This window comes from Streptomyces albipurpureus (genome assembly GCF_023701525.1).
Taxonomy (GTDB): domain Bacteria; phylum Actinomycetota; class Actinomycetes; order Streptomycetales; family Streptomycetaceae; genus Streptomyces; species Streptomyces albipurpureus.
The window spans coordinates 212,819-234,464 of sequence record NZ_JAMQAW010000001.1 but is presented as its reverse complement, the minus strand read 5'-3'; the positions used below and the strand labels follow the sequence as shown (position 1 = coordinate 234,464).

The window sequence follows — 21,646 nt, the reverse complement described above, 5'->3', positions numbered from 1 at the left end:
ACAGGGAAACAGAGGCGTGGTGGGGAGGAGTTGGGGCGTGTATCCCGCGAGTCCCGCATCAGTATGCAACAGAGCGGATTCGGCCCGGCAGTTGCCCATCGGACCGGTGGCGCGGTACGAGCTGTCCGGCGGTGACACGGGTGGGCGGCCCGGTCGCGCTCAGTCCACGCGACCTCGCTCAGGGACCGGTTGAGGGTGGTCTGCCCGGCTTCTCACCGGCGTTACGCGCCGCCACAGCGGCCGGAAGCCGCGGGACACTCCTGGTTCCGAGTTCTGCCATGTTCTCCGTCGCTCAAGGGAGAGCCCCGCGCTGTGGGCGCGGAGGGAAATGCCCGAAGGGAGGGAACGGAGGCCGCACCGATGGCATCACTCCGATGGATTCCCCCCCTGGTCACCGGGGCCGGGCCGCGCAGTGCCCGTTGCCGAAGCGGTCGACGAGCGATGGCGCGGGACTGATGGCCGCCGCCAGGCCCCCGTCTTGAGCGCCGCGCTGTGGGCGGTGCGGCAGTCAGCGGCTCCCGGATGCGGCACTCGGCGTCGCGATGCACCATGGCCACATGCTGCTGGCTCGACTCGCGGAAGCGTCCCGGGACGTGGCCGCCACCTCCGCACGCTCACGGAAGATCGGCCTGCTCGCCAAGGTGTTCTCGGACACCGATCCCCAGTTGGTCGACCTGGTCATCGCCTATCTGGCCGGACGGGTCCCGCAGGGCCGTATCGGTATCGGCTGGAGCGCCCTCAAGGACCCGCCACCGCCCGCCGCGACGGCCACCCTCACCGTCTCCGGACTCGATGCGGCCCTCACCGCCCTCGCCGCCGTCCAGGGTCCCGGCTCCCAGCGGATGCGCCGGCGCCTGCTGGCAGAGCTGATGTCCGCCGCGACCGACGAGGAGCAGCAGTTCCTCACCCGGCTGCTGCTGGGGGAGGTGCGCCAGGGAGCGCTGGACGCGATCGCTCTGGAGGCCGTCGCCCGGGCCGCGGACGCCCCCGCCGCCGCGGTCCGCCGGGCCGTCATGGTGGATGGCTCACTGCCCCGGGTGGCTCAGGTGCTCCTCACCGACGGGAGTTCCGCGCTCGCCCGCTTCGGGCTGCGGGTGGGCACCCCCGTACAGCCCATGCTGGCCCATACGGCGAAGTCGGTCACCGAAGCCGTACGCACCCTCGCCGAACCCTGTGCGGTCGAGGAGAAACTCGATGGCATCCGCATCCAGGTGCATCGGGACGGTGAGCTGATCAGGGTCTTCACCCGCTCACTGGACGACATCACCGAACGGGTGCCCGAGGTGGGCGCGGCCGCGCGCGCTATGGCGGGGGATCGGTTCATCCTGGACGGGGAGGTCATCGCCTTCGACCCGAGCGGTCGGCCCGTCCCCTTCCAGGAGATCGCCTCCCGGGTGGGCTCGCGCACCGATGTGGCGGCTGCGCGGGCCCTACTGCCCGTGTCCCCCGTCTTCTTCGATGTCCTCACCGCCGATGGCGAGGACACCCTCGATCTCTCCGGTGAGCGGCGGCAGGCGGTACTCGCCCGTATCGTGCCGGAGCCGATGCGCATCCGCCGGATGGTCGTCGGCGATCCCCATGACAGGGGTCAACTCGTCGCCGCGGAGGAGTTCATGGCCGACACCCTGCGCCGCGGCCATGAAGGAGTCCTGGTCAAGGCGGTCAAAGCGCCGTATGTGGCGGGTCGGCGCGGGCGCACATGGCTCAAGGTGAAGCCCGTGCACACCCTCGATCTGGTGGTCCTGGCCGCCGAATGGGGTCATGGCCGCCGCACCGGGCTGCTGTCCAACCTCCATCTGGGAGCCCAGGCCGCCGATGGCACCTTCGTCATGCTGGGCAAGACCTTCAAGGGGCTCACCGATGAGATGCTGCGCTGGCAGACCGGCCGACTGACCGAACTCGCCGTCGAGGACGACGGATTCACGGTACGGGTCCGCCCCGAACTGGTGGTGGAGATCGCCTACGACGGAGTGCAGCGCTCCCCGCGCTATCCGGCCGGGGTCACCCTGCGCTTCGCCCGGGTGGTGCGCCATCGCCCCGACAAACCGGCTCGGGAGGTCGACGGCATTGACCGGGTCCTGGAAGCCGGCCCGGTCGCACGGACCGACGAGGTACCGGGGCCTGCCTCCGACAGCTGAGCGGGCAACCCCGCCGGGCGCTCCGCATCCCGTTCGCCGACTCGGCGCCCCGACGGGTCGTGGGCGCCGGAAGTCCAGCGCCCACCACACCTCGCCGGACCTCCGCGCTCACCGCGGTTCCAGCGCGGTTCCAGCGCCGGGACCAGTCAGCTATGCCAGGCGTCCGCCGCCACCGCGTCCCGGGCGAAGTCCTTGAAGTCCTTCGGATCACGCCCCAGCACCTCCCGCACCGCGTTCGTCGTCGATGCGTTGTGACCGTCCATCAGCATCGTGCACAGAGCCGCCAGCCACTGCGCGTCCGGCTCCGGGAAGCCCGCCTGCTGGAGCAGGGCGGCGAACTCTGGACCCGAAACCGGCAGATACCGGACCTCACGGCCCAGCGCGGACCCCAACTCCGCCGCGGCCTCGCCAAAGGTGACCAGCCGAGGGCCGGTGACCTCATGGACCTTCCCCCGATGGCCGCCCTCGGTGAGCGCGGCCACCACCACGTCCGCGATGTCGTCCGCGTCAATGAAGGGCTCCGGCGTCTGAGCACCGGGGAAGGCGATCGCACCGCCGGCGACAAGGTCGGCCAGCACGCCCTCGGAGAAGTTCTGAGCGAAGAACGCCGCCCGTACGACGGTCAGCGGCACCCCCGAAGCACGCAGGGCCTCCTCCGACACCACCGCATCCGGCTCACCGCGCCCCGACAGCAGCACCAGGTGCCGCACACCCTGCTCCGCCGCCACCCGGCCGAACCCGCTCATCGCCTCGACTGCCCCCGGAGCCGCCAGATCCGGGTAGAAGGCCACATAGGCCGAGTCCACCCCGACCAGTGCCGGGCCCCAGGTGGCCGCCGAGTCCCAGTCGAAGACAACCTCGCCCCCACCGGCCCCCGGAGTACGCGAACCCGCCCGCACCGGCACCCCGCGAGCCTGGAGCCGCGCTACCACCCGTCGGCCCGTCTTGCCCGTCGCCGCCGTCACCAACACCGTTTCCTGCTGTGCATTCGCTGTCATGACCCAAGACTCGGGCACCCGGCATGGACGATCCATGCTTCAGAGGCTCAGTTCCATATGCCTGCGTCTACGCTGACCCCATGGATGCTCTCGCCGGACTCTTGGCCGGACCTCGCGCCCGAGGGGCCTTTCTGCTGCGGATGGTGATGGAACCACCCTGGTCCATACGGGTCGAGGACCAAGCGCCCCTCACGCTGATGTGCCTGGTCGAGGGAACGGCCTGGATCATCCCCGACGACGGGGACGCCATCCTGCTGCACCCCGGTGACCTGGGGATCGTCCGCGGGCCTGCCCCCTACACGGTGGCAGGCAGCCCCGACACCCGGCCACAGGTACTGGCCGGCCCCGGCGGCACCTGCCACACCTTGCGGGGCGAACCCCTCGACCAATCCCTGCGGATGGGCGTGCGGACCTGGGGCAACGACCCCCACGGCTCCATGGTGATGCAGGTCGGCACCTACCAGGTGGGGAGCGAGATCAGCGGCCGACTGCTCGATGCCCTGCCTCCGCTGGTCCATCTCCCCTCCGACGCGTGGAACTGCCCCTTGATGCCGTTCCTCGCCGAAGAGATGGAGCGCGACGACCCCGGCCAGAGCGTGATGCTCGACCGGACCCTCGATCTCCTGCTGATCGCCGCGCTGCGCTCCTGGTTCGCCCGCCCCGAAGCCCATGCCCCTGCCTGGTACCTCGCCCTGGGCGACCCGGTGGTGGGGCGAGCGCTGCGACTGATGCAGGACACCCCCGCCCACCCATGGACCGTCGCCACCCTCGCCGACGAATGCGGAGTCTCCAGGGCGCAACTCGCACGGCGCTTCCATCAACTCGTGGGCGAACCTCCGATGACCCACCTCACCCGCTGGCGGCTGGATCTGGCCGCTGATCTGCTCCGCACCACCGATGCGACGGTGGACACGGTGGCTCGCAGAGTCGGCTACGGCGGCTCCTTCGCCCTGAGCGCCGCCTTCAAACGCGTACGAGGCGTCAGCCCCCAGGAACACCGCACCGGCAACGCGCCGCCAAAGCGGCGACAGGCCTCGCCCCAACGCCGGCCGCAGGCGATTCTGACACCATGAAGGAGGAAGTCGAGGACTGGCCTGCTGGCCGTGGCGGGTCTTTCGCCCAGGGGGCCACGGACCTTCCTCCTGGATATCCCGGCCCTCCCAGAAGGGTGCGAGACCACCGTGTCCACGGCCTTCGGCAGCACCGCGATGTGCTGGATGAACTACTCGAAGCGGACGGCACCGCCGTACTGGAGCGGCTGTCCGAGCCCGGCGATCCGAGGGGCTGGCGCATCGTGCGGACGTCTATCTGCTGAGCGCGCGAACGGTATCTGGGGCACTGCGCTGAGCTGGGGGCTTGACCGAGGCCTACCCGCTGGCGCCTGAGGGGCACGGCTCGAACTGCCACTGCTGGCCGGGTGAGTCCGTGTCCTCCCACTGCTGGCCGGGTGAGTCCGTGTCCTCCCACTGCTGCACCCGTGCACCGTCATCGGTGCTTCCGTCCACGGTCTCCAGGAGCAGGCCGCTGATGAAACTGACGATGGAGACGGTGCCCGGGGCATCGAGGCGGCGCTCGATGATCCACTCCTGAGCGCCGAAGTTGTTGGGGCGCCACTGCTGGATCCGGGCGCCGTTCTCGGTGGAGGCGGCCGCCACATCGAGGCGCTTGCCACTGGCGACGCTCACGAAGTGGTAGAGCCCGCCGCCGTTGGGTACCGGATCGATCTGCCACTGCTGGGCCGCCGTCCCCTTCTCGACTCCCAGCTGCACCACGGCGCCACTGCCCTTGACCCCGCCGTACACCTCAAGGAGCAGCCCGCTGCCGGTGTTGCGCACCAGATAGCGGCCAGCCGGAAATGCCCCGCTCACGTCATGTACTCCTTGCTCGGCCGAACGCCGCCCACTCTTTGCATCGAACAAGTGTACGAGAAAACGGGGGGTGGGGGAGGCGCGTGTCCCCGTCCGCGGTGGATACGGCGGACGGGGACACGCGGGGTCCGGCACGGTACGGCAACGGTGGGGAGACGGCTGACCGGCGGACATCGGCGAGCTGCGCTGTATCGATGGCTGGGAAACGATCGCGTAGTCGTACTCGCCCAGCCCGCGTGGTCGCCCCGACCGCGGCGGCGCGGGGTCTACGGCTGGGAAACGATCCACTGACCCACCCTCTTGCCGGCTTCCGCCGCTGGTCCCGGATCGCCCTTGGTCCGGGGCGCCCGGCAGCGGTGTGGCAGGTCAGGCGACGTTGAACGTCGCCGGGTCCGGGCCCAGTCGCCTGTCCTCGTCGAGCGCCCGAAGTGCCGCCAGATCGTCCGTGTCGAGCTCAAAGCCGAACACGTCCAGGTTCTCCCGGATGCGAGAAGGCGTCACGGACTTGGGGATCACCACATTGCCGAGCTGGATGTGCCAGCGCAACACCACCTGTGCCGGTGTGCGCCCGTGCTTCTGGGCGACCGCGATCACGGTCGGAACCTCCAGCAGACCCTTGCCCTGGCCCAATGGCGACCACGCCTCGGTCGCGATGCCGTGCTGAGCGTGGAACTCGCGCAGCTCGTCCTGCTGGAGGTGGGGGTGCAGCTCCACCTGGTTCACCGCCGGGACCACCGAGGTCTTCTGGATGAGCTGCTCCAGATGCTCGGTGAGGAAGTTCGACACACCGATGGCCTTGACCCGACCGTCCTGAAGGAGCTTCTCGAACGCCCGGTAGGTGTCCGCCGCCGTGTCCTTCGCGGGCATGGGCCAGTGGATCAGGTAGAGGTCGACGTAGTCGAGACCCAGGCGCTGCTGGGAGGAGTCAAAGGCGCGCAGGGTGGCGTCGTAGCCCTGGTCGCTGTTCCAGAGCTTGGTGGTGATGAAGAGGTCCTCGCGGGGGAGGCCCGAGGCGGCGACGGCACGCCCGGTGCCGGCCTCGTTCTCATAGACGGCCGCCGTGTCGATGCTGCGGTAGCCGGCCTCCAGGGCCGTGGTCACCGCGCGCTCCGCTTCGTCGTCCGGCACCTGCCAGACACCGAATCCGAGCTGGGGCATCTCGACGCCGTTGTTGAGGGGGATGGAGGGGACCTTGCTCACGAGGGGGGAATCCTTACGTCGTCGGTTGGTACTCCCATTCTCCCTCCCACAACGATCAATCCCGGGAGGCCATTCCCAGCCACCGTACGGTCCCCACGGCCATTCGGGCCCTGGGGCGGGCCGAGGCGGGCACGCGGCAGGCTGGGGGAGCGTGGACCCTGCCCGGCCGCGCGGGTGTCGTCATACGAGGGCGCCTTCGCTCGGTGGCTCAGCGATAGAGCGCCGCCACTTCGGCGGCGTACGCCTCCTCGATGGCCTTGCGTTTGAGCTTGAGGGTGGGAGTCACCAGACCCTGCTCCTCGGTGAAGGGGTGGGCCAGGATGCGGAACGTACGGATGGACTCGGCCTGTGACACCAGGCTGTTGGCCGCGACGACGGATCGCCGGATCTCTGTCTCCAGTTCGGAGTCCCGTACCAGTTGGGACGGTGTCAGGGGCTTGCGCCGTTGCATTCTCAACCAGTGGTCCACCGCCTCCTGGTCGAGGGTGACCAGAGCCGCGATGTAGGGGCGGTCGTTGCCGACCAGAATGCACTGGGACACCAGCGGATGGGCGCGCACCCGCTCCTCCAGCGCCACCGGGCACACGCTCTTGCCGCTGGAGGTCACCAGGATCTCCTTCTTCCGGCCGGTGATGGTCAGATAGCCGTGCTCGTCGAGGGATCCGATGTCGCCCGTGGCCAGCCACCCTTCGTGGAGCACGGTGTCCGTGGCCTTGCGGTCGTGCAGGTAGCCGGCGAAGACATGGGGGCCGTGCAGCCACACCTCGCCGTCCGCGGCTATATGGACCGTGGTGCCGGGCAGGGGCTGCCCCACCGTGCCGTAGCGGGGCCGCCCGGGTGGGTTTCCGGTCGCGGCCGCGGTCGACTCGGTGAGTCCGTAGCCCTCGTACACGGCGACGCCCGCACCTGCGAAGAAGAGGGCGAGTTGACGGTCCATCCCCGAGCCGCCGGACATCGCGTACCGCACCCGGCCGCCCATCGCCGCGCGCAGCCGGGCGTACACGGCCTTCTCGAAGAACTGATGCTGCACCCGAAGCCCCGCCGCCGGTCCGGGGCCGAGCCCGAAGGCCCGATGCTCCAGGGCCTCCGCGTACCGCACCGCCACCTCGACGGACCTGTCGAACTGCCCGGCCCGCCCCTCGGTCTCGGCCCTGCGGCGGGCTGACTGGAAGATGTTCTCCAGGACATAGGGCACGGCCAGGAAGAACGTCGGTCTGAAAGCCGCCAGGTCGGGCAGTAACTCGCCGGTCCGGAGGGTGGACTGGTGACCCAACCTGACCCTGTTGCGGATCGCGGCGACCTGGACCATCCGTCCGAAGACATGGGCCAGGGGCAGGAAGAGGAGGGTGGCGGGTGTGCTCCCGGAGCGAGAGCGCAGAAGCGGCGCCCAACGGGCGGCCAGGGTGTCGGACTCGAACATCAGATTGGCATGGGTGATGACACAGCCCCGAGGAGTGGCGGTGGTGCCCGAGGTGTAGATCACGGTCGCGGTGGAGTCGGGGGTCACCGCTCGTCGATGCCGGTGCACCACCTCATCGTTGATGTGGATGCCCGCCGCGAACAGTTGGTCGACCGCCCCCGCGTCCAGTTGCCACAGCCGTTTGAGCAGCGGCAGCCGACTGATCACCGAGCCGATGGTCATGGCGTGGTCTTCGTGCTCGACGACGCAGGCCGAGACCTCGGCATGGTGGAGAATCCACAACACCTGCTCCGCCGACGATGTGGGGTAGATGGGAACCGACTGCGCTCCCACCGTCCAGATCGCGAAGTCGAAGAGGGTCCACTCGTAGCGCGTACGGGATATGAGCGCTACCCGGTCACCGAACCGCACCCCCTGCGAGATGAGCCCCTTGGCCAGGGCGAGCACCTCATCACGGAACTGCCCGGAACTGACATCGTGCCAGCCGCCCTCCGCGTCCTTGCGGCCCAGGGCCACTCGATGGGGGTCCTCACGGGCGTGGTGAAAGACAGCATCGGCCACTCCACCAACCAGCGGCGCCGCGTCCAAGGGAGGGACAGTGAACTCGCGCAAGGGCCTGCTCCTTGTGGTGCTCCGCACAGCGCCGCGACCGTACCCCACTTGACGGTGCGGTGTGACACCGTGCCAGAACCGCATCTGAGGAGCATCCGCGCAGGTCGGGGCCAGAGAAACGATCTTATGACCCCGGATTGGTACAGACTTCTGACCCCTGGGTCAGTGGAGGTGTCCGGAATCTCCACGGAATCTGTACTGCGCCATGACCGCCACACCGCCGATCCGCAGGCGCTGCATTACGGACTTTGGTGGAGGCCGGTGTGGACACCTGCCCGGTGGGGCCGATCAGATGTGATCGCCGCTGGGGGTGTCGGGGTTGCGGTGCAGTCGATCGCCACCGGCGAGGATCGCGGCTGCCAGGGCGTCCGCCGCCTCCTGGGTCCCGGGCGCCGTGGTGGGCCTTCGGCCGTGCAGCAGGACGAAGTCCACCTCACCCAGGTCGGGGAGCCCGGCCCGGGCGGGTACCGGGACCAGCCCCGGGGGGATCAGTCCCCGGGTGTGGGCCATCACGCCGAGCCCGGCCCGCGCTGCCGCGATCAGCCCACTGAGGCTCCCGCTGGTGCAGGTGATCCGCCAGGCCCTGCCCTCCGCCTCCAGCACCTCCAGGGCGCGGGCCCGGGTGATGCCCGGCGGGGGAAAGGCGATCAACGGCACCGGACGCTCCGGATCAAGTCGCAGCCGGTCCGAACCGATCCACACCAGCGCGTCCTGCCAGACCAGTTGGCCATGGGTGTCCCCGCTCCGCCGCTTGGCGAGCACCAGATCGAGCCGTCCGGCCTCCAGCCGGCGGTGCAGGGTGCCCGACAGCTCCACGGTGAGCTCCAGATCCACCTCGGGATGATCGCGGCGAAACGACTCCAGAATCTCCGGCAGCCGCGTCTGCACGAAGTCCTCGGAGGCCCCGAACCGCAGTCGCCCGCGCAGTCGTGTGCCGGAGAAGAAGGCGGACGCGCGCTCATGCGCCGCCAGGATCGTCCGGGCGAAGCCGAGCATCGCCTCGCCGTCCTCCGTCAGCGCCACCCGATGGGTGTCCCGGCTGAACAGCCGACGGCCCGTCGCCTCCTCCAACCGTCGTACGTGCTGGCTTACCGTCGACTGGCGCAGTCCCAGGCGGCGCGCCGCCTGGGTGAAGCTCAGCGTCTGGGCCACGGCGAGGAAGGTGCGCAGCTGAACGGGCTCGTACACCCCTTGATGGTAGGGCCCCCGCCGGTGGAGGCGGCCTCGGGGGCCTCGCGCCGGGTCCTCCGCATCCGATCGATGCCGTGCTGTGGGCTCGGTTCTCCATCTCTCCGTCCCTGGGTCAGTTGATCGCCTTATCTGCACGTCAGAGGCCTGTCTATCGCATATCGTGATGACAGTAAGAGCGGTATATGTGATTCCCGATCGTTGGGTTCCAGGGCACCATGTGAGGGTCACGACGCCCAGTGCAAGCGCGAGTGGAGCCCATGAGCCGCCCCAGGTTTCGTCTGCCGTCCTGGCTGCCGATCGACCCCTACGTCCTGGCCCTGCTGGCCACCGTGGGGCTCGCCGCGCTGCTTCCCGTCTCCGGTGGCGCGGCCGACGCGGTGGGGGGTGCGTCCATGGGGGCGGTCGCCCTCCTCTTCTTCCTCTACGGCGCCCGCCTCTCCACCAAGGAAGCCGTCGACGGGGTCAGGCACTGGAGACTGCACACGACCGTGCTCATGGCGACGTTCGTGGTCTTTCCCCTGCTGGGGCTTGCCGCGTCGCGAGGACTCCAGCCCTGGGCACTGACACCGGAACTCGCCACCGGGCTGCTCTTCCTCTGCCTCGTGCCCTCCACGGTCCAGTCGTCGATAGCCTTCACCTCCATAGCCCGCGGCAATGTGCCCGCGGCGATCTGCGCGGGCTCCTTCTCCAGCGTCATCGGCATCTTCGCGACCCCGCTCCTCGCGGCACTGCTGCTGGGCGGCCAGACGGGCGGCTTCTCCCCGGACGCCGTGTTCAGGGTCGCCCTCCAACTGCTGGCCCCCTTCATCGCCGGTCAACTGCTCAGACGGTGGATCGTCCGCTTCCTGGACCGTCATCGCGCCCTCCTGTCCTACGTCGACCGGGGCTCGATCCTGCTCGTCGTCTACAGCGCCTTCAGCGCCGGGATGACCGCCGGCGTCTGGCAGCGGATCACCCCACAGCGCCTGGGGGTGCTGCTGCTGGTCGCCGCGGTACTTCTTACGGTGATGCTCTGTCTGACCTGGTACGCAGCGAAATGGCTGGGTTTCGGGCGGGCGGACGGCATCGCGATTCAGTTCGCCGGCTCCAAGAAGAGCCTGGCCGCCGGACTTCCGATGGCCAGCGTGCTCTTCGGAGCGGACGCGAGCCTGGCGGTACTGCCACTGATGCTCTTCCACCAGCTCCAACTGCTGGTCGGGGCGGTGCTGGCCAAGCGGCACGCTGCCGCGGCAGGGCCGGCACCCTTGCCGGAGCCAACGCCCGAGCCGGCGAACTAATCGACACCAGGTGCCCGCCCGGCGCCTTCGCCGGGTCCACAGCGGCCCGCGGAACCGACCTGCGGGCAGCGATCCCAGCCCGCACCCTGACGGCTCCGGTTCCTCCTGCTCACCACTGTGTGGCCACTGCCCCATCGAGATCACCCCCTTATCGGACGCAACCCGACTTTGTCACCGAATGCTTGAGGTAAACGGCTACCGCCGATGATCGCGATCTGCTGAGATATGGGCACGGATCGTGACGTGGGGGACGGACTGATGCCGCAGCACTTCGGGCACCTGCTGGGACTGCCCGCAGCCGTCCCGCCGCTGCCCGCGTCCCCCCTCGTCCCCCGAGCCGGTGAACTCTTCACCCAGCAGCGCGGACTGCGCCTTCGGCATGCGGCAGACGCCCTCTTCCCCGACACCCCCAGACCGTCCATACGCTTTCGCGTCCTCGACGGGCTCCAGGTGCCCGGCCGGGGCCGGCACTGGCGCACGGTGAACCGCCGTCACCTCGCCGACACCAAAGCCGCCTGGCTCCTACTCCCCGGTGTCGACCGGCGCGCGGTCACCTCGCTCTTCGCCCGCTACGACCGGGTCCTGGAGTCCGACCCCATGGGGCTGCGCCGGATCGCCCTCTACGAACTCACCGCACTCCTCCACCAGGACCCCCGCGGCTGTGTTCGCGAAGCCGCCCGGGAGCTCGGGGTCGACCCGGACGAGTGCGAAGCCCTCGCGATGGCCGCCCGACAGCGCCCGGTGCGCACCGCCGAAGCAAGGGAAGGCGCGGAGCGCATCCTGGACGCCTGGCACTCGGGACAGCTACGCCGGGCCCACACCTACGCGAGCCGTATCGGCGACACCGGCGGGGACCAGCGCCTCGACGCCCTGTTCCGGCGCATCGCCCGCCGTCGCGCCGGGCTCACCGCCTCCTTGGCCCAGGCTGATCGGCTGGAGCAAGCCGGGGACCGGGCCGCCGCCGCCGCCCTGCGGCTGCGTGCCGCCCGTACCGCCGTCGATGAACCCGTCGCGACCAAGGCTCTGTTACGGTCCGCCACCGGCAACACGGAGATCAGCACCAGGGTCGCGCCCGACTCCGTTCGACTGGAGTGGACCGCACGCGGCGATGGCCCCTACCGAGTGCTGCGCGGGCGCGATGGACGATGGACCGAACTCACTCCGGCCACCGCCGCGACCACCTTCACCGACACCACCGCACCCCTCGGCGAACGCCACCACTACGCCGTTCTGCCGCTGGAGGGCCCCGATGACCCCAGGGTGTCCGAACTGCCCCTGCGGAGCGCTCCCGTACTCTTCGCCCCCGAAGTCATCGAGCCGCGGCTCACCGACGCCCGCTCCCGTGTCACCGGCCAGTGGCAGGCACCGCCCGGCGCCCGTGAGGTCGATGTCGAGCGCCACCCCGGTGGGCAGGGCGTCGCGGCAGGGCTCGACGGGTTCACCGACGAAGGAGTCGCTCCGGGCGACCACCGCTACCTGGTTCGCTGCCGCTACCGCACGGCAGCCGGCCAGGACACCCTCTCGCCCGGTGTCACCCTCCTCGCGACCGTACACACCTGGCCCGAAGCGGTGACCGCGCTCGACATCACCCCCGGCGCGGATCCCGGGTCCATCCACGCCGTTTGGCGCGGCGGTCAAGGGGCCGAGGTCAGATTGCTGGATCTGCCGACCTACGCCCCCGCCGAGGGCACCGACCTGCTGGCCGACGACCTCCCGACCCAGAGCGCCTTCGACCACACTCCCGTCAACCACCGAGGTGTGGAGCTACGGCCGCCGCGGGGCACCCGGGCCCGGCTGACCGCGGTGAGCGTCCTGCACGGACGGGCCCGCATCGGCCCTTCCGTCCGTATCGAACTGCCCGCGGCGGTGGAGAACCTGACCGTCCGCAGGGAAGCACCCGACCAGGCCCACCTCACCTTCGACTGGCCCGGCGACGCCGGCCGTGTCCTGGTCAGCTGGGAGCAGTACGGACAGGGCCACGAACGGACCGTCACCAAGTCCGCCTATCTGACCAGGGGAGGACTCCGGTTGGACATCGGCACCGCCGCGGCCCGCTTCCGGGCCGAACCCGTCGTCCTCGCCGAGGCCGATGTGGTGATCCCGGCCAGAACCACCGCCGCCGTCGAGCTCCCCGCCTATCTGGCCATCTCCTATGACCTGGTCAAACCCGGTTGGTTGGCCGGCAGCCGCCGGCGCCTCGTGCTGCACGCCGAATACCCCAACCATCCCCACCACCAAGACCAGACCGCCGCCGACCTACCGGACTTCGTGCTGGTCGCCCGCGCCGGCGGCACCAGGAAGCAACCCGCCCCGCGCCCCCGCAACCCCGCCGACGGCTCCACCGTGCTACGGCTCAGCGGCGCCGAGATCGGCCGGGGCGAACCCGTTCACCGCGACATCGATCTCGCGGACACCGGCGAAAGCCCCCCTTACACGCTCCGCGCCTTCCTGCTTGGGCCCCGCGCGGACTGCACACGATTGAAAGAACCCCCGCACGAACGCTTGGTGGTGCGCTGACGTGACAACCGTCATCTGTCCCTACTGCTTCGCCCGTGGAGCAGCCTCCCGACTCCGCTACCGCTGTCTGATGACCCGGACCGGCCTTCGCGGCGGGCGGCAGCCCTGTACACCCCAACGGGACGACACCTGGGCCGAGTTCAAGGGCAATCTCATAGGCCCCCAGGCCCGTATGCGCGGTCCCGTCTTCGACGGCCGGCGCAACCTCGGCCCGGTCCGCAGCAGGGTCGCCTGCCCCGACTGCGGAGTCCTCACCCCCGTACGGGTCTGCGCCTCCTGCCACAGCGATCTCCCCAGCGACTACTGCGACCAGGACAGCCGCATCATCGCCCTCGTCGGCGCCAAGGCCACCGGCAAGTCCACCTATGTCTCCGTGCTCGTCAACGAACTCCGCCACCGGGTCGGCAGAGACTACAAGGGCGCACTCGCCGCCATGGGCAGCGACACCCAGCGCCGGGACAAGGAGATGGCGGCCGAGCTGTACGACCGGCTGCATCTCCCCGGCGCCACCCGCCCCGCCGCGCTCGGATTCAACGACCCACTGCTCTACCGACTCAGCCTGCCCAGCACCTCACGGTTCGGCGACGGCAGCAGACACACGGCCCTCGTCTTCTTCGACGCCGCCGGCGAGGACCTCGGCGACGCCGCCGCCCTCGACCGCTACACCGACTACCTCGCCGCCGCCGACGGGATCATCCTCCTCGTCGACCCCCTGCAACTCCCCTCCGTACGGCAGGAACTCCCACCGGGAGAAGGACCACCGCTCCCACCGATCGAGACATCCCCCCAGCAGATCGCCGCCGACATCGCCGGGCAGTTGCGCGGCCACGGCAGACGCGGTGCCCGCGGCAAGGTGAGCACCCCCCTGGCCGTCGCCCTCACCAAGACCGACATGCTCCGCCCCCTGCTCCAGCCGCAATCACCGCTGCTCCACAACGCCCGTCACGAAGGCGGAGCCTTCGACGACACCGGACGCATCGCCGTACACGAGGAGGTGCGCTCCCTCCTCGACGGCTGGGACGGCGGCGAGCTGTACCGCAGACTCGACCGCGACTTCGCCGATGTCTCCTACTTCGGCCTCTCCTCGCTCGGCGCCCCACCACCCGCCACCGCCCCGGCCGACGCGCCCAAATCCGGGCCACAACCCATCCGGGTGGAGGACCCCCTGCTCTGGCTGCTCGTCCGACGCGGACTGGTGAACGTGCGCAAGGCCAAGGGAGGAGGCGCGTGAACAGGCCCACCGCCCTGCCCCAACTGCACTACACATCCGCCGCCCCCGGTCCCGATGGCTCCGGCTTCCGCTTCACCGCGGTGAGCGAGACGGTGCCCGCCAACCTGCTGCGCGAGATCGAACAACTGGTCGGCTACGAGCCCCCGCCGGACGCACCCAGCCGGCCCAGCCGGGCCGAACTGAACTCGTTCCCGGTGGCGTTCACCCACAGCACCCTCTCCGACGGCAGCCGACTGCTGTGCCACAGCGTCTACACCGGAGCCGACTACAGCGGCCGCTACGGAAACTTCCACGCCCATGTCGTCTGGCTTCCCAACGGCAGTGCCGTACCCGGCGGACTGCTCCCCGTCGAGCTGTGGCGATCCCCCTCCTGGTCCGCCGCCACACCCGAGAGCGGCAGGCCGGACCCGCTGCCCGAACTCCTCCCGGGCCGATCACTGGACCGCAACCGTCTCACCGCGTTCGCCGTCGCCCAATCCGATCGGCTGCCCGCCTTCCTCGCCGACGTACGCGCCCTCTTCCTCACCTCCGACGCCCCCCAGTTGATCGTCGCCGAACCCGAACCGCACGACATCATGCAGTGGGTCGCCCTCGCCAGTGCGGCGCTCCCACGGGAGCTCGCGGCACGGCTCACCTTCACCTCGTACACGCGCCGCCCCCTCCAGGCGACCCAGCAGATCGTCGGCATCCGCCCCGAAGCCGGTGCCGGGCAACTCGGCGGCAGCGACCACCGCTACCGGGTGCACGACGCCGACTCCACCACCGGTACGACCACGGGCGAGCACCTCTGGGCCGCGGTCGCCGCCCGGGTCTGGGCGTCCGGACTGCCCCATCTGTTCGCCGCGGTGCAGGCCCTACCCGCCGAGCGGGCCGCCGAGGGCCCCTTCGACCCGGCTCGGCTCGCCGCCATCGCCACCGCCGAGTGCGTGGCGCTCGACTCGGCGGGGCGAGCCGCCGCGGCCCGCTGGGCGCACCGCAACGGCCGAGGTCGGGAGGCCGACTTCTGGGGCCCCCTGCTCATCACCATCGCCCAGGGCGGCGGTGGCCGTACCCCCGCGGAGTGGCTCGCACTCGCCCCTCTCGCCGACCAACTCGCCCATGTCACCGGTCATCCCGCCCTCGCCACGCTCAAGGACGATCTACGCACCGCACTCGCCGATGTCGAGGGGTACCCGCTGGACCTGGTGCTGGCCCTGCTCGATCTCGCGGACACCCTCTCCGTCGCGACCACCGAAGCCCTCCCCGTACTGGCCGAGCGGGCTACCGCCGCACTACTGACCAAGCACGGCCCCCCAGGAACAGTCGCTCTGAGGCCGCAGGGAACAGCCAGCGCACCGATCGACGCGCCTACCGAGGACCCGGCCGCCATCACCGCCGCACTCGGCCGCTACCCCAGCGTCCGCACCGCCGTACTCGCCACTCTGGACCGAGCGGCCGAAACCGGCGACCCCACCGCCCTCGCCGCCGTCGTCCGTGCCGCCCTCCCCGACGCCGACCTCACCCCCACCCCCCATCTACGGCTGGGCGCGGTCCACTGGCGAGACAGCGATGACCCGGTCCAGGTCTTCCACGCCCTCATCGCCGAAGCGGGACCCGAACACCGCGGCCGGCCCACCATCCTGCGCACCGCCTACCGGCTCGTCTGGCGCGAGAGGCCCCTCACTCCCGCCCACGCCCGGCTACTGGTCAACCAACTGCCCCCCGACTGGCTCGACCCCTCCGGCATCGAAGAGCACGCCACCCGCGCCGCCCTGACCGCGGCCATGAGTGACCCCGACGCCCCCCAACTCGCCGCGGACCTGCTCTACTACGCCATCCGCCCCCTTGAGCCCCGCACCCGCAGCGCCCTCTCCCTCCTCGCCCTCACCGGGCGGATCGCGGACGGCACAGCGGCCCCCGGCTTCACCGAGCAGACCGTCATCCTCTGCCGGACCGCCGACCCCGTCGAGGAGACCATCGCCGAACGCGCGGGTACCGTCATCGCCGAGCGACTCCTCGCCAGCCAGCCACCGCAAGGCGAACTGGAACACCTCGCCCGCTCCGGGCAACCCACCCTGCTCACCGCCTATCAGAACGTCGCCGCCAGCGACACCATCCGTGATCGGCTGCGGGTCTCACCCCAGTACCTCGCCACCTGCTTCATCCACTGGAACAGCGGACGCAGCCTCAACCCCAGCTGGGAGAAGACCCGCACCATGCTGCTCACCGATGTGCTGCGGCCGATCGTCCGGCGCCTGCCGCCCGAGGCCGTCGCACAGATCGTCAGTGAACTGGAACGCCCCGGCGGCCGTTGGGCCGTCGACTTCCAGGAGTGGAACAGACCGGGCCGCATCGCACGGATCGGCGGCCGGCTCCTCGGCCGCAAGGCAACCGACCCGACCGGCCACGGCACCACCCCACCCGGTGAGGAACGCCGCCGATGAACCCCTGGTCGATCAACCCCTGGCTCTCCTACCCCCTCACGATCTGGGCCGTCTACACCCTGGCCGTCAGCCTCTGTGTCGCGCTGTACGCCCTTCCCACCGCGGTCATCCGGACCATCGGCGCCCAGGGCAAGCGGATCGGACCCCTCACCAGCGGTGCCCACGACCCCCGCATCGTGCCCATCGCCAGCGGCGAACCAGCCCAGCACTCCTACTGGACCCGCCAACTCCGCGCCGATGCGAAGAGTTGGGTCAAGGCAGCAACCACGGTCCTGCACACCCTGCTCATCACCCGCTGGCTGGGCACCACCGCACGCAACCTGCTCCGCGGCCGACGCCCGTCCACCCCCCTCGGTCACCGCTCAGGCCGTCCCGAGGGTGCCATCACCTCAGTGGCCCTGACGCTCACCGGCCCGGGCTACGGAGCCGGAGTCATGGTCGGGACCACGGTGGCCGCCGCCTTCCTCTGCCTGGTCACCGTGGTCTTCGGCCTCCTGATCGGCATGGTCTGCGCCGCGTTAGCCACCGCCTCACTCATCCTGCGTGGGCTGGACCTGCTCGCCCAGTGGGGCCGGCGCATCCACCTGAAGTGTCCCTACCCGGGGTGCTACCAACCCATCGCCCTACCCGTGTACCACTGCCCGCGTTGCTCGGCGGTCCACCAACGGCTGCGCGCCGGACGCTTCGGTGTCTTCCGCCGGGTCTGCCAGTGCGGCGAACGGCTGCGCACCAGCGCGCTGCTCGGCCGGCACACCATCCCCGCCTACTGCCCGCACTGCGACCTGCCCCTGCCCCGGGCGTTCGGCACCACCCGTATCGTCCACATCCCCATCGTGGGCGGCACCTCATCCGGCAAGACCATGCTGATGGCCGCCATGTTCGCCGGTCTGCGCTCCTGGTCCGACCGCGGACAGCTGTCCGTCACCTACGCCACCGAAGACGACCGGCGCGAGGTCAACCGCATCAAGGGCCAGTTGGACCGGGACGGCTGGGTGCACCAGACGGCGGTACAGCAACCCCGGGCCATGATGCTCCAGATCACCCGGGGGCGCTCCCGACGGCTGCTGTACCTCTACGACCCGATGGGGGAGACCTTCGGGGACTCCGTCATCGTCCGCGAACAGCAGTACCTAGCCCATGCCGATGGTGTGGTGCTGGTCGCCGACGCGCTGGCCGAACCCGAGGTGCGCCGCCGACTCAACGGCCGTGACGCCCCACGTGCCGTCGACGCCCGGCCCTCACCCGAAGGGCCCAAGGACACCTACGACCGGCTCGCCGGCGAGTTCACCGCCCTGTCCGGACGCCGGGCCAGAACCCCCGTCGCCACCGTCGTCACCAAACGCGATGTACTGGACCAGCTGACCTCACTGCCGGTACCCGGCGCCCGGATCGACGACTGGTTGACCGCGATAGGCCTGGGCGACCTGGTGCAGAGCCTCGAACACGACTTCGGCCGCACCCGCTACTGGGCCGTCAGCGCCCACGCCGCCACCGGAGCGGGCGCCCTCGACGGCGAGAGCAGACGCGCCGCCGAGCCAGTGCTCTGGCTTCTCTCCCGCACCGGGCTCCCCGTGAACCCCCTGCTCACCAGTGAGGCGGGAAAGCGATGACGCGACCCCTCGACCGGACTAGGGTCGAGTTCAGCAGCAGAACTCGGGGGAGTGGACGATGAGTTACGTACCCGACCACACGGCACGCGCCAGGCGTGTCGTACTCGGCCTGTTCATCACCGCGGTCGTCGCGGTGACGGCCGGAGTTCTGTTGACAGTGGGACTGCTGCTGACTCGGGTCATGCCCCGGTGAGGGCGATTCCGCACCGCAGCGGCGAACAGGAGGACATGGAGTGAGTGACATTCCCGGCGGCCCGATGGAGAACCGGCCGGTCCATTTCATCTGGATTCTCGACGTCTCGTACTCGATGATGGGCGAGAAGATCGGGCAGCTCAACTACGCCATCCGCGAGGCCATTCCGGAGATGCAGTCCGTCGCGCACGACAACCCCGCGGCGCAACTGCTGCTCCGGGTGCTGACGTTCTCCTCCACCGCCAACTGGCATATCGCCAACCCCACCCCGGTGGAGAGCTTCACCTGGCAGGACGTCCAGGTCGACGGCGGCACCAACCTCGGCGACGCGCTCTACGCCGTCGCCCGCGAGTTGGAGACACCGCCCATGCCCCAGCGCGCCCTCAAACCCGTACTCGCACTGGTCTCCGACGGCCAACCCCTCGATGAATGGCGAGACGGCCTTCGCGCCATTGACGCCACCCCTTGGGGAAAGAAGGCCGTACGCGTGGCCATCGGTATCGGAGCGGACGCCGATCGCGGTGTGTTGCAGGAGTTCCTCGCCAACCCCGAACTGCAAGTCCTCGACGCCAACAGCCCCAAGCAGCTCGCCGCCGCGATCCGCTGGGCGTCCACCGCCGCCGTCAAAGCCGCCTCGCAACCCGTCGCGGGCGGCACCCCCGGAGGAGCCAAACAGCTCGCTCCGGCCTACGCGCCCCCCGCGCTCGACGACGACGATGACGACGATGTGTGGTGAGCGTGCCACAGCCTGACAACCCAGCACAGCCGTGGGACACCCGGCACCACAGCGTCCAGGGTCCCGCCAAAGCACGCAACCAGGACTGGAGCGACGTCGAGTACACCCCCGACGGCGCGCTGCTACTGGCCGTCGCCGACGGCCATGGCTCGGCGGCACATCCACTCAGCCACCTCGGCGCACGCTATGCCGTCGACGTGTTCAAACTCTGCGCCGCACAGTTCGCCACCCGGGCCCGCGCCGCCGGCGATGGTGCCGGCGGCGGGCTGCGGCGACTGTGGGCCGACGCCCATGACCGGATGCCCCGTGAACTGGTACGCATCTGGCAGGACTGGGTCGTCGACCGGCACACCCCGGCCGACGGTGAGGAGCACCGCACCGGGCCCGCCCTGCTGCGCGCCCACGGCACCACACTCATCGGTGCCGTACTCACCGAGGGACTGTTCGTGGCCTGGCAGCTCGGCGACGGCGATCTCATGGTCGTCCACCCCGACGGCACCGTTGCCCAGCCACTCACCCCGGAGCAGGCCGAGCTCGGCGACGAGACCGAGTCCATGTGCAGCCGACAAGCCTGGGACCTGGTACGGGTCCACTGGGCGCCCATCAGCGACCCCGCCCGGCTACCCCGCCTGGTGACCCTCTCCACCGACGGACTCTCCAACAGCTTCGCGGCCCGCGACGGCTTCATCCGCTTCGTCCGGGAACTGGACCAGCGCATCAACACCGAGGGCCTGGCCGCCGTCGGTGACGCTCTCCCAGGATGGCTCGGCCGGGCCGGGAGCTACTCCGGTGACGACACCACGGCGGTCGTCGCCTCCCTCAAGCGGCCCGCCCCCGCACCCATGGAAACGGAGGACTGATGTCCGGGATGCTCGACAACGGAGCCCAACTCACCACGGACACCGGGGACGAGGTATCCGTCGCCGGAATGCTGGGCGCGGGCGGTCAGGGCGAGGTCTACCGGGTGAAGACACCCACCGACGACAAAGCCCTCAAGTGGTACTACCCGGCCTGCGCCACCCCCGAGCAGCGATCCATCGTCGAAGGACTGGTCGGCCGGGACTTCGACGACGACCGGTTCCTGTGGCCGCACGCCTTTGTCACCGGCGGCAAACACGGCGGCTTCGGCTATCTGATGGACATCCGACCCGACCGGTTCAAGGGACTGCCCGCGCTCTTTCGACGACAGCTGAGGACCAGCCCGCTGGCGCTGATCACCGCGGGGCTCAATATGGTCGAGGCCTACCAGGCACTGCACTCACGCGGCATCGCCTACCGGGACATCTCCTGGGGCAACATCTTCTTCGACCCGGACAACGGCGACATCCTCGTCTGCGACAACGACAACGCCGTCAGCGAGGGAGACAGCACCGGCATCTCCGGAACCATGGAATTCATGGCCCCCGAACTGGTGCGCGGCGACCCCGCGGCCGTCCCCGGCACCCAGACCGACCTCCACTCCCTCTCCGTGCTGCTCTTCATGCTGCTGATGAACCACCATCCGCTCAAGGGCCGAGCCGAGTTGGAGATCCGCTGCCTCGATGAGGCAGCCGAGAAGCGGCTCTACGGAAAACGCCCGATGTTCGTCTTCGACCCGGTCAGCGACAGCAACCGCCCCGACCCCGTGGAACACGGCACCGTCCTCGCCACCTGGGCAGCGGCACCCCCCATCCTGCAGAAGCTCTTCACCCAGAACTTCACCGAAGGACTCCACGACGGCACCCGCAGGGTCCGGGAAACCCAGTGGCGCCACGCCCTGAGCGAGGTGCGGGACACCATCGTCGTCTGTGCCGGATGCGGACGGCAGAACATGACAGAACCCCGGTCGGCGACCCCAGGCATCTGCTGGTCCTGCAACCGCGTCCTGGTCCTACCGCCCCGGCTCCTCGTCACCACCCTGCGGCCGAAGGTCGAGCGGAACCTACGGCTGCGCCGGGCAGCCAAGGTGTACGCACACCATCTCCACGCGGAACCGGCACGCCACCGCTACGACAGTGCCTCCCTCGTCGCCGAACTGGTGGAACACCCGCAGAAGCCGGGCAAGTACGGGCTCACCAACCGGTCGCAGGAGAACTGGACGACCCGCAGGGCGGACGGCACCGACCAACAGGTAGCCCCTGGTCAGAGCGTTCCCCTGCGCGCCGGTCTGGAGATTCAGCTGGGATCGTCAGCCCGGGCAGTGGTGAGCGCGACCTGACGCCACCGCGCCGCCGGCCGGGCTCACCCCGGCCG

At 70.0% G+C, this 21,646-nt stretch carries 17 protein-coding genes; 12 read left to right on the top strand and 5 right to left on the bottom strand.

Going from position 1 to position 21,646, the window contains the following annotated elements:
• The first annotated feature begins 557 nt into the window (after positions 1-557).
• Positions 558-2,138 carry an ATP-dependent DNA ligase gene (locus NBG84_RS01030; RefSeq protein WP_250917264.1) on the top strand — a complete coding sequence of 527 codons (1,581 nt, stop codon included), beginning with the start codon at positions 558-560 and terminating at the stop codon, positions 2,136-2,138.
• Between the two features lie 146 nt (positions 2,139-2,284).
• Here the strand turns inward: NBG84_RS01030 and NBG84_RS01025 are convergent, their stop codons facing one another.
• Positions 2,285-3,136: an NmrA family NAD(P)-binding protein gene (locus NBG84_RS01025; RefSeq protein ID WP_250917263.1), complete on the bottom strand. Its 852-nt coding sequence runs from the start codon at positions 3,134-3,136 to the stop codon at positions 2,285-2,287.
• Positions 3,137-3,216: 80 nt separating this feature from the next.
• Between NBG84_RS01025 and NBG84_RS01020 the strand changes: the two genes are divergently transcribed.
• Together NBG84_RS01020 and NBG84_RS01015 are read left to right on the top strand one after the other, a co-directional pair.
• On the top strand, positions 3,217-4,209 hold the full coding sequence (locus NBG84_RS01020; protein WP_250917262.1) for an AraC family transcriptional regulator: 993 nt from the start codon (positions 3,217-3,219) through the stop codon (positions 4,207-4,209).
• Entirely contained in the window at positions 4,206-4,451 is a 246-nt protein-coding gene (locus NBG84_RS01015) for a hypothetical protein (protein ID WP_250917261.1), read from the top strand. The genes NBG84_RS01020 and NBG84_RS01015 overlap by 4 nt, the downstream gene beginning before the upstream one ends.
• A 52-nt stretch (positions 4,452-4,503) precedes the next feature.
• On the opposite strand, the gene NBG84_RS01010 is transcribed toward NBG84_RS01015, so the two are convergent.
• The 4 genes from NBG84_RS01010 to NBG84_RS00995 form a co-directional block, all read right to left on the bottom strand.
• Positions 4,504-5,004: an RICIN domain-containing protein gene (locus NBG84_RS01010; RefSeq protein ID WP_250917260.1), complete on the bottom strand. Its 501-nt coding sequence runs from the start codon at positions 5,002-5,004 to the stop codon at positions 4,504-4,506.
• A 366-nt stretch (positions 5,005-5,370) separates the two neighbouring features.
• Positions 5,371-6,204 carry an aldo/keto reductase gene (locus NBG84_RS01005; protein WP_308311987.1) on the bottom strand — a complete coding sequence of 278 codons (834 nt, stop codon included), beginning with the start codon at positions 6,202-6,204 and terminating at the stop codon, positions 5,371-5,373.
• A gap of 208 nt (positions 6,205-6,412) precedes the next feature.
• Positions 6,413-8,212, bottom strand: coding sequence for an AMP-dependent synthetase/ligase (locus NBG84_RS01000; RefSeq protein ID WP_250917315.1), 1,800 nt, complete (start codon positions 8,210-8,212; stop codon positions 6,413-6,415).
• A gap of 312 nt (positions 8,213-8,524) precedes the next feature.
• On the bottom strand, positions 8,525-9,424 hold the full coding sequence (locus NBG84_RS00995) for a LysR family transcriptional regulator (protein WP_250917259.1): 900 nt from the start codon (positions 9,422-9,424) through the stop codon (positions 8,525-8,527).
• A 260-nt stretch (positions 9,425-9,684) separates the two neighbouring features.
• Here NBG84_RS00995 and NBG84_RS00990 point away from each other — a divergent pair, with 260 nt between their 5' ends.
• The 9 genes from NBG84_RS00990 to NBG84_RS00955 all read left to right on the top strand — a co-directional run bounded on the left by NBG84_RS00990 (position 9,685) and on the right by NBG84_RS00955 (position 21,611).
• A complete protein-coding gene (locus NBG84_RS00990; RefSeq protein ID WP_250917258.1) occupies positions 9,685-10,704 on the top strand; it encodes a bile acid:sodium symporter family protein in 1,020 nt (339 codons plus the stop codon).
• A gap of 243 nt (positions 10,705-10,947) precedes the next feature.
• On the top strand, positions 10,948-13,221 hold the full coding sequence (locus NBG84_RS00985; protein ID WP_250917257.1) for a SaeA-related protein: 2,274 nt from the start codon (positions 10,948-10,950) through the stop codon (positions 13,219-13,221).
• Position 13,222: 1 nt separating this feature from the next.
• The gene (locus NBG84_RS00980; protein ID WP_250917256.1) at positions 13,223-14,452 is read left to right on the top strand and encodes a TRAFAC clade GTPase domain-containing protein; all 1,230 of its coding nucleotides are present in this window, start codon (positions 13,223-13,225) and stop codon (positions 14,450-14,452) included.
• Positions 14,449-16,875 carry a GTPase-associated protein 1-related protein gene (locus NBG84_RS00975; protein WP_250917255.1) on the top strand — a complete coding sequence of 809 codons (2,427 nt, stop codon included), beginning with the start codon at positions 14,449-14,451 and terminating at the stop codon, positions 16,873-16,875. Before NBG84_RS00980 ends, NBG84_RS00975 begins: the two co-directional genes overlap by 4 nt.
• On the top strand, positions 16,872-18,485 hold the full coding sequence (locus tag NBG84_RS00970; protein ID WP_250917254.1) for a TRAFAC clade GTPase domain-containing protein: 1,614 nt from the start codon (positions 16,872-16,874) through the stop codon (positions 18,483-18,485). Before NBG84_RS00975 ends, NBG84_RS00970 begins: the two co-directional genes overlap by 4 nt.
• A 58-nt stretch (positions 18,486-18,543) precedes the next feature.
• On the top strand, positions 18,544-18,678 hold the full coding sequence (locus NBG84_RS40380) for a hypothetical protein (protein WP_285366197.1): 135 nt from the start codon (positions 18,544-18,546) through the stop codon (positions 18,676-18,678).
• A 64-nt stretch (positions 18,679-18,742) separates the two neighbouring features.
• On the top strand, positions 18,743-19,414 hold the full coding sequence (locus NBG84_RS00965) for a vWA domain-containing protein (protein ID WP_250917314.1): 672 nt from the start codon (positions 18,743-18,745) through the stop codon (positions 19,412-19,414).
• 2 nt (positions 19,415-19,416) lie between these two features.
• Positions 19,417-20,274: a PP2C family serine/threonine-protein phosphatase gene (locus tag NBG84_RS00960; protein ID WP_250917253.1), complete on the top strand. Its 858-nt coding sequence runs from the start codon at positions 19,417-19,419 to the stop codon at positions 20,272-20,274.
• Entirely contained in the window at positions 20,274-21,611 is a 1,338-nt protein-coding gene (locus NBG84_RS00955) for a protein kinase domain-containing protein (protein ID WP_250917252.1), read from the top strand. Before NBG84_RS00960 ends, NBG84_RS00955 begins: the two co-directional genes overlap by 1 nt.
• Positions 21,612-21,646 lie beyond the last annotated feature (35 nt).

Coding starts and splice junctions, on each gene's coding strand:
- NBG84_RS01020 (WP_250917262.1), top strand. CDS start 3,217: ATGGATGCTCTCGCCGGACTCTTGGCCGGACCTCGCGCCCGAGGGGCC.
- NBG84_RS01015 (WP_250917261.1), top strand. CDS start 4,206: ATGAAGGAGGAAGTCGAGGACTGGCCTGCTGGCCGTGGCGGGTCTTTC.
- NBG84_RS40380 (WP_285366197.1), top strand. CDS start 18,544: ATGAGTTACGTACCCGACCACACGGCACGCGCCAGGCGTGTCGTACTC.
- NBG84_RS00965 (WP_250917314.1), top strand. CDS start 18,743: ATGGAGAACCGGCCGGTCCATTTCATCTGGATTCTCGACGTCTCGTAC.
- NBG84_RS01030 (WP_250917264.1), top strand. CDS start 558: ATGCTGCTGGCTCGACTCGCGGAAGCGTCCCGGGACGTGGCCGCCACC.
- NBG84_RS00955 (WP_250917252.1), top strand. CDS start 20,274: ATGTCCGGGATGCTCGACAACGGAGCCCAACTCACCACGGACACCGGG.
- NBG84_RS01025 (WP_250917263.1), bottom strand. CDS start 3,136: ATGACAGCGAATGCACAGCAGGAAACGGTGTTGGTGACGGCGGCGACG.
- NBG84_RS00990 (WP_250917258.1), top strand. CDS start 9,685: ATGAGCCGCCCCAGGTTTCGTCTGCCGTCCTGGCTGCCGATCGACCCC.
- NBG84_RS00970 (WP_250917254.1), top strand. CDS start 16,872: ATGAACCCCTGGTCGATCAACCCCTGGCTCTCCTACCCCCTCACGATC.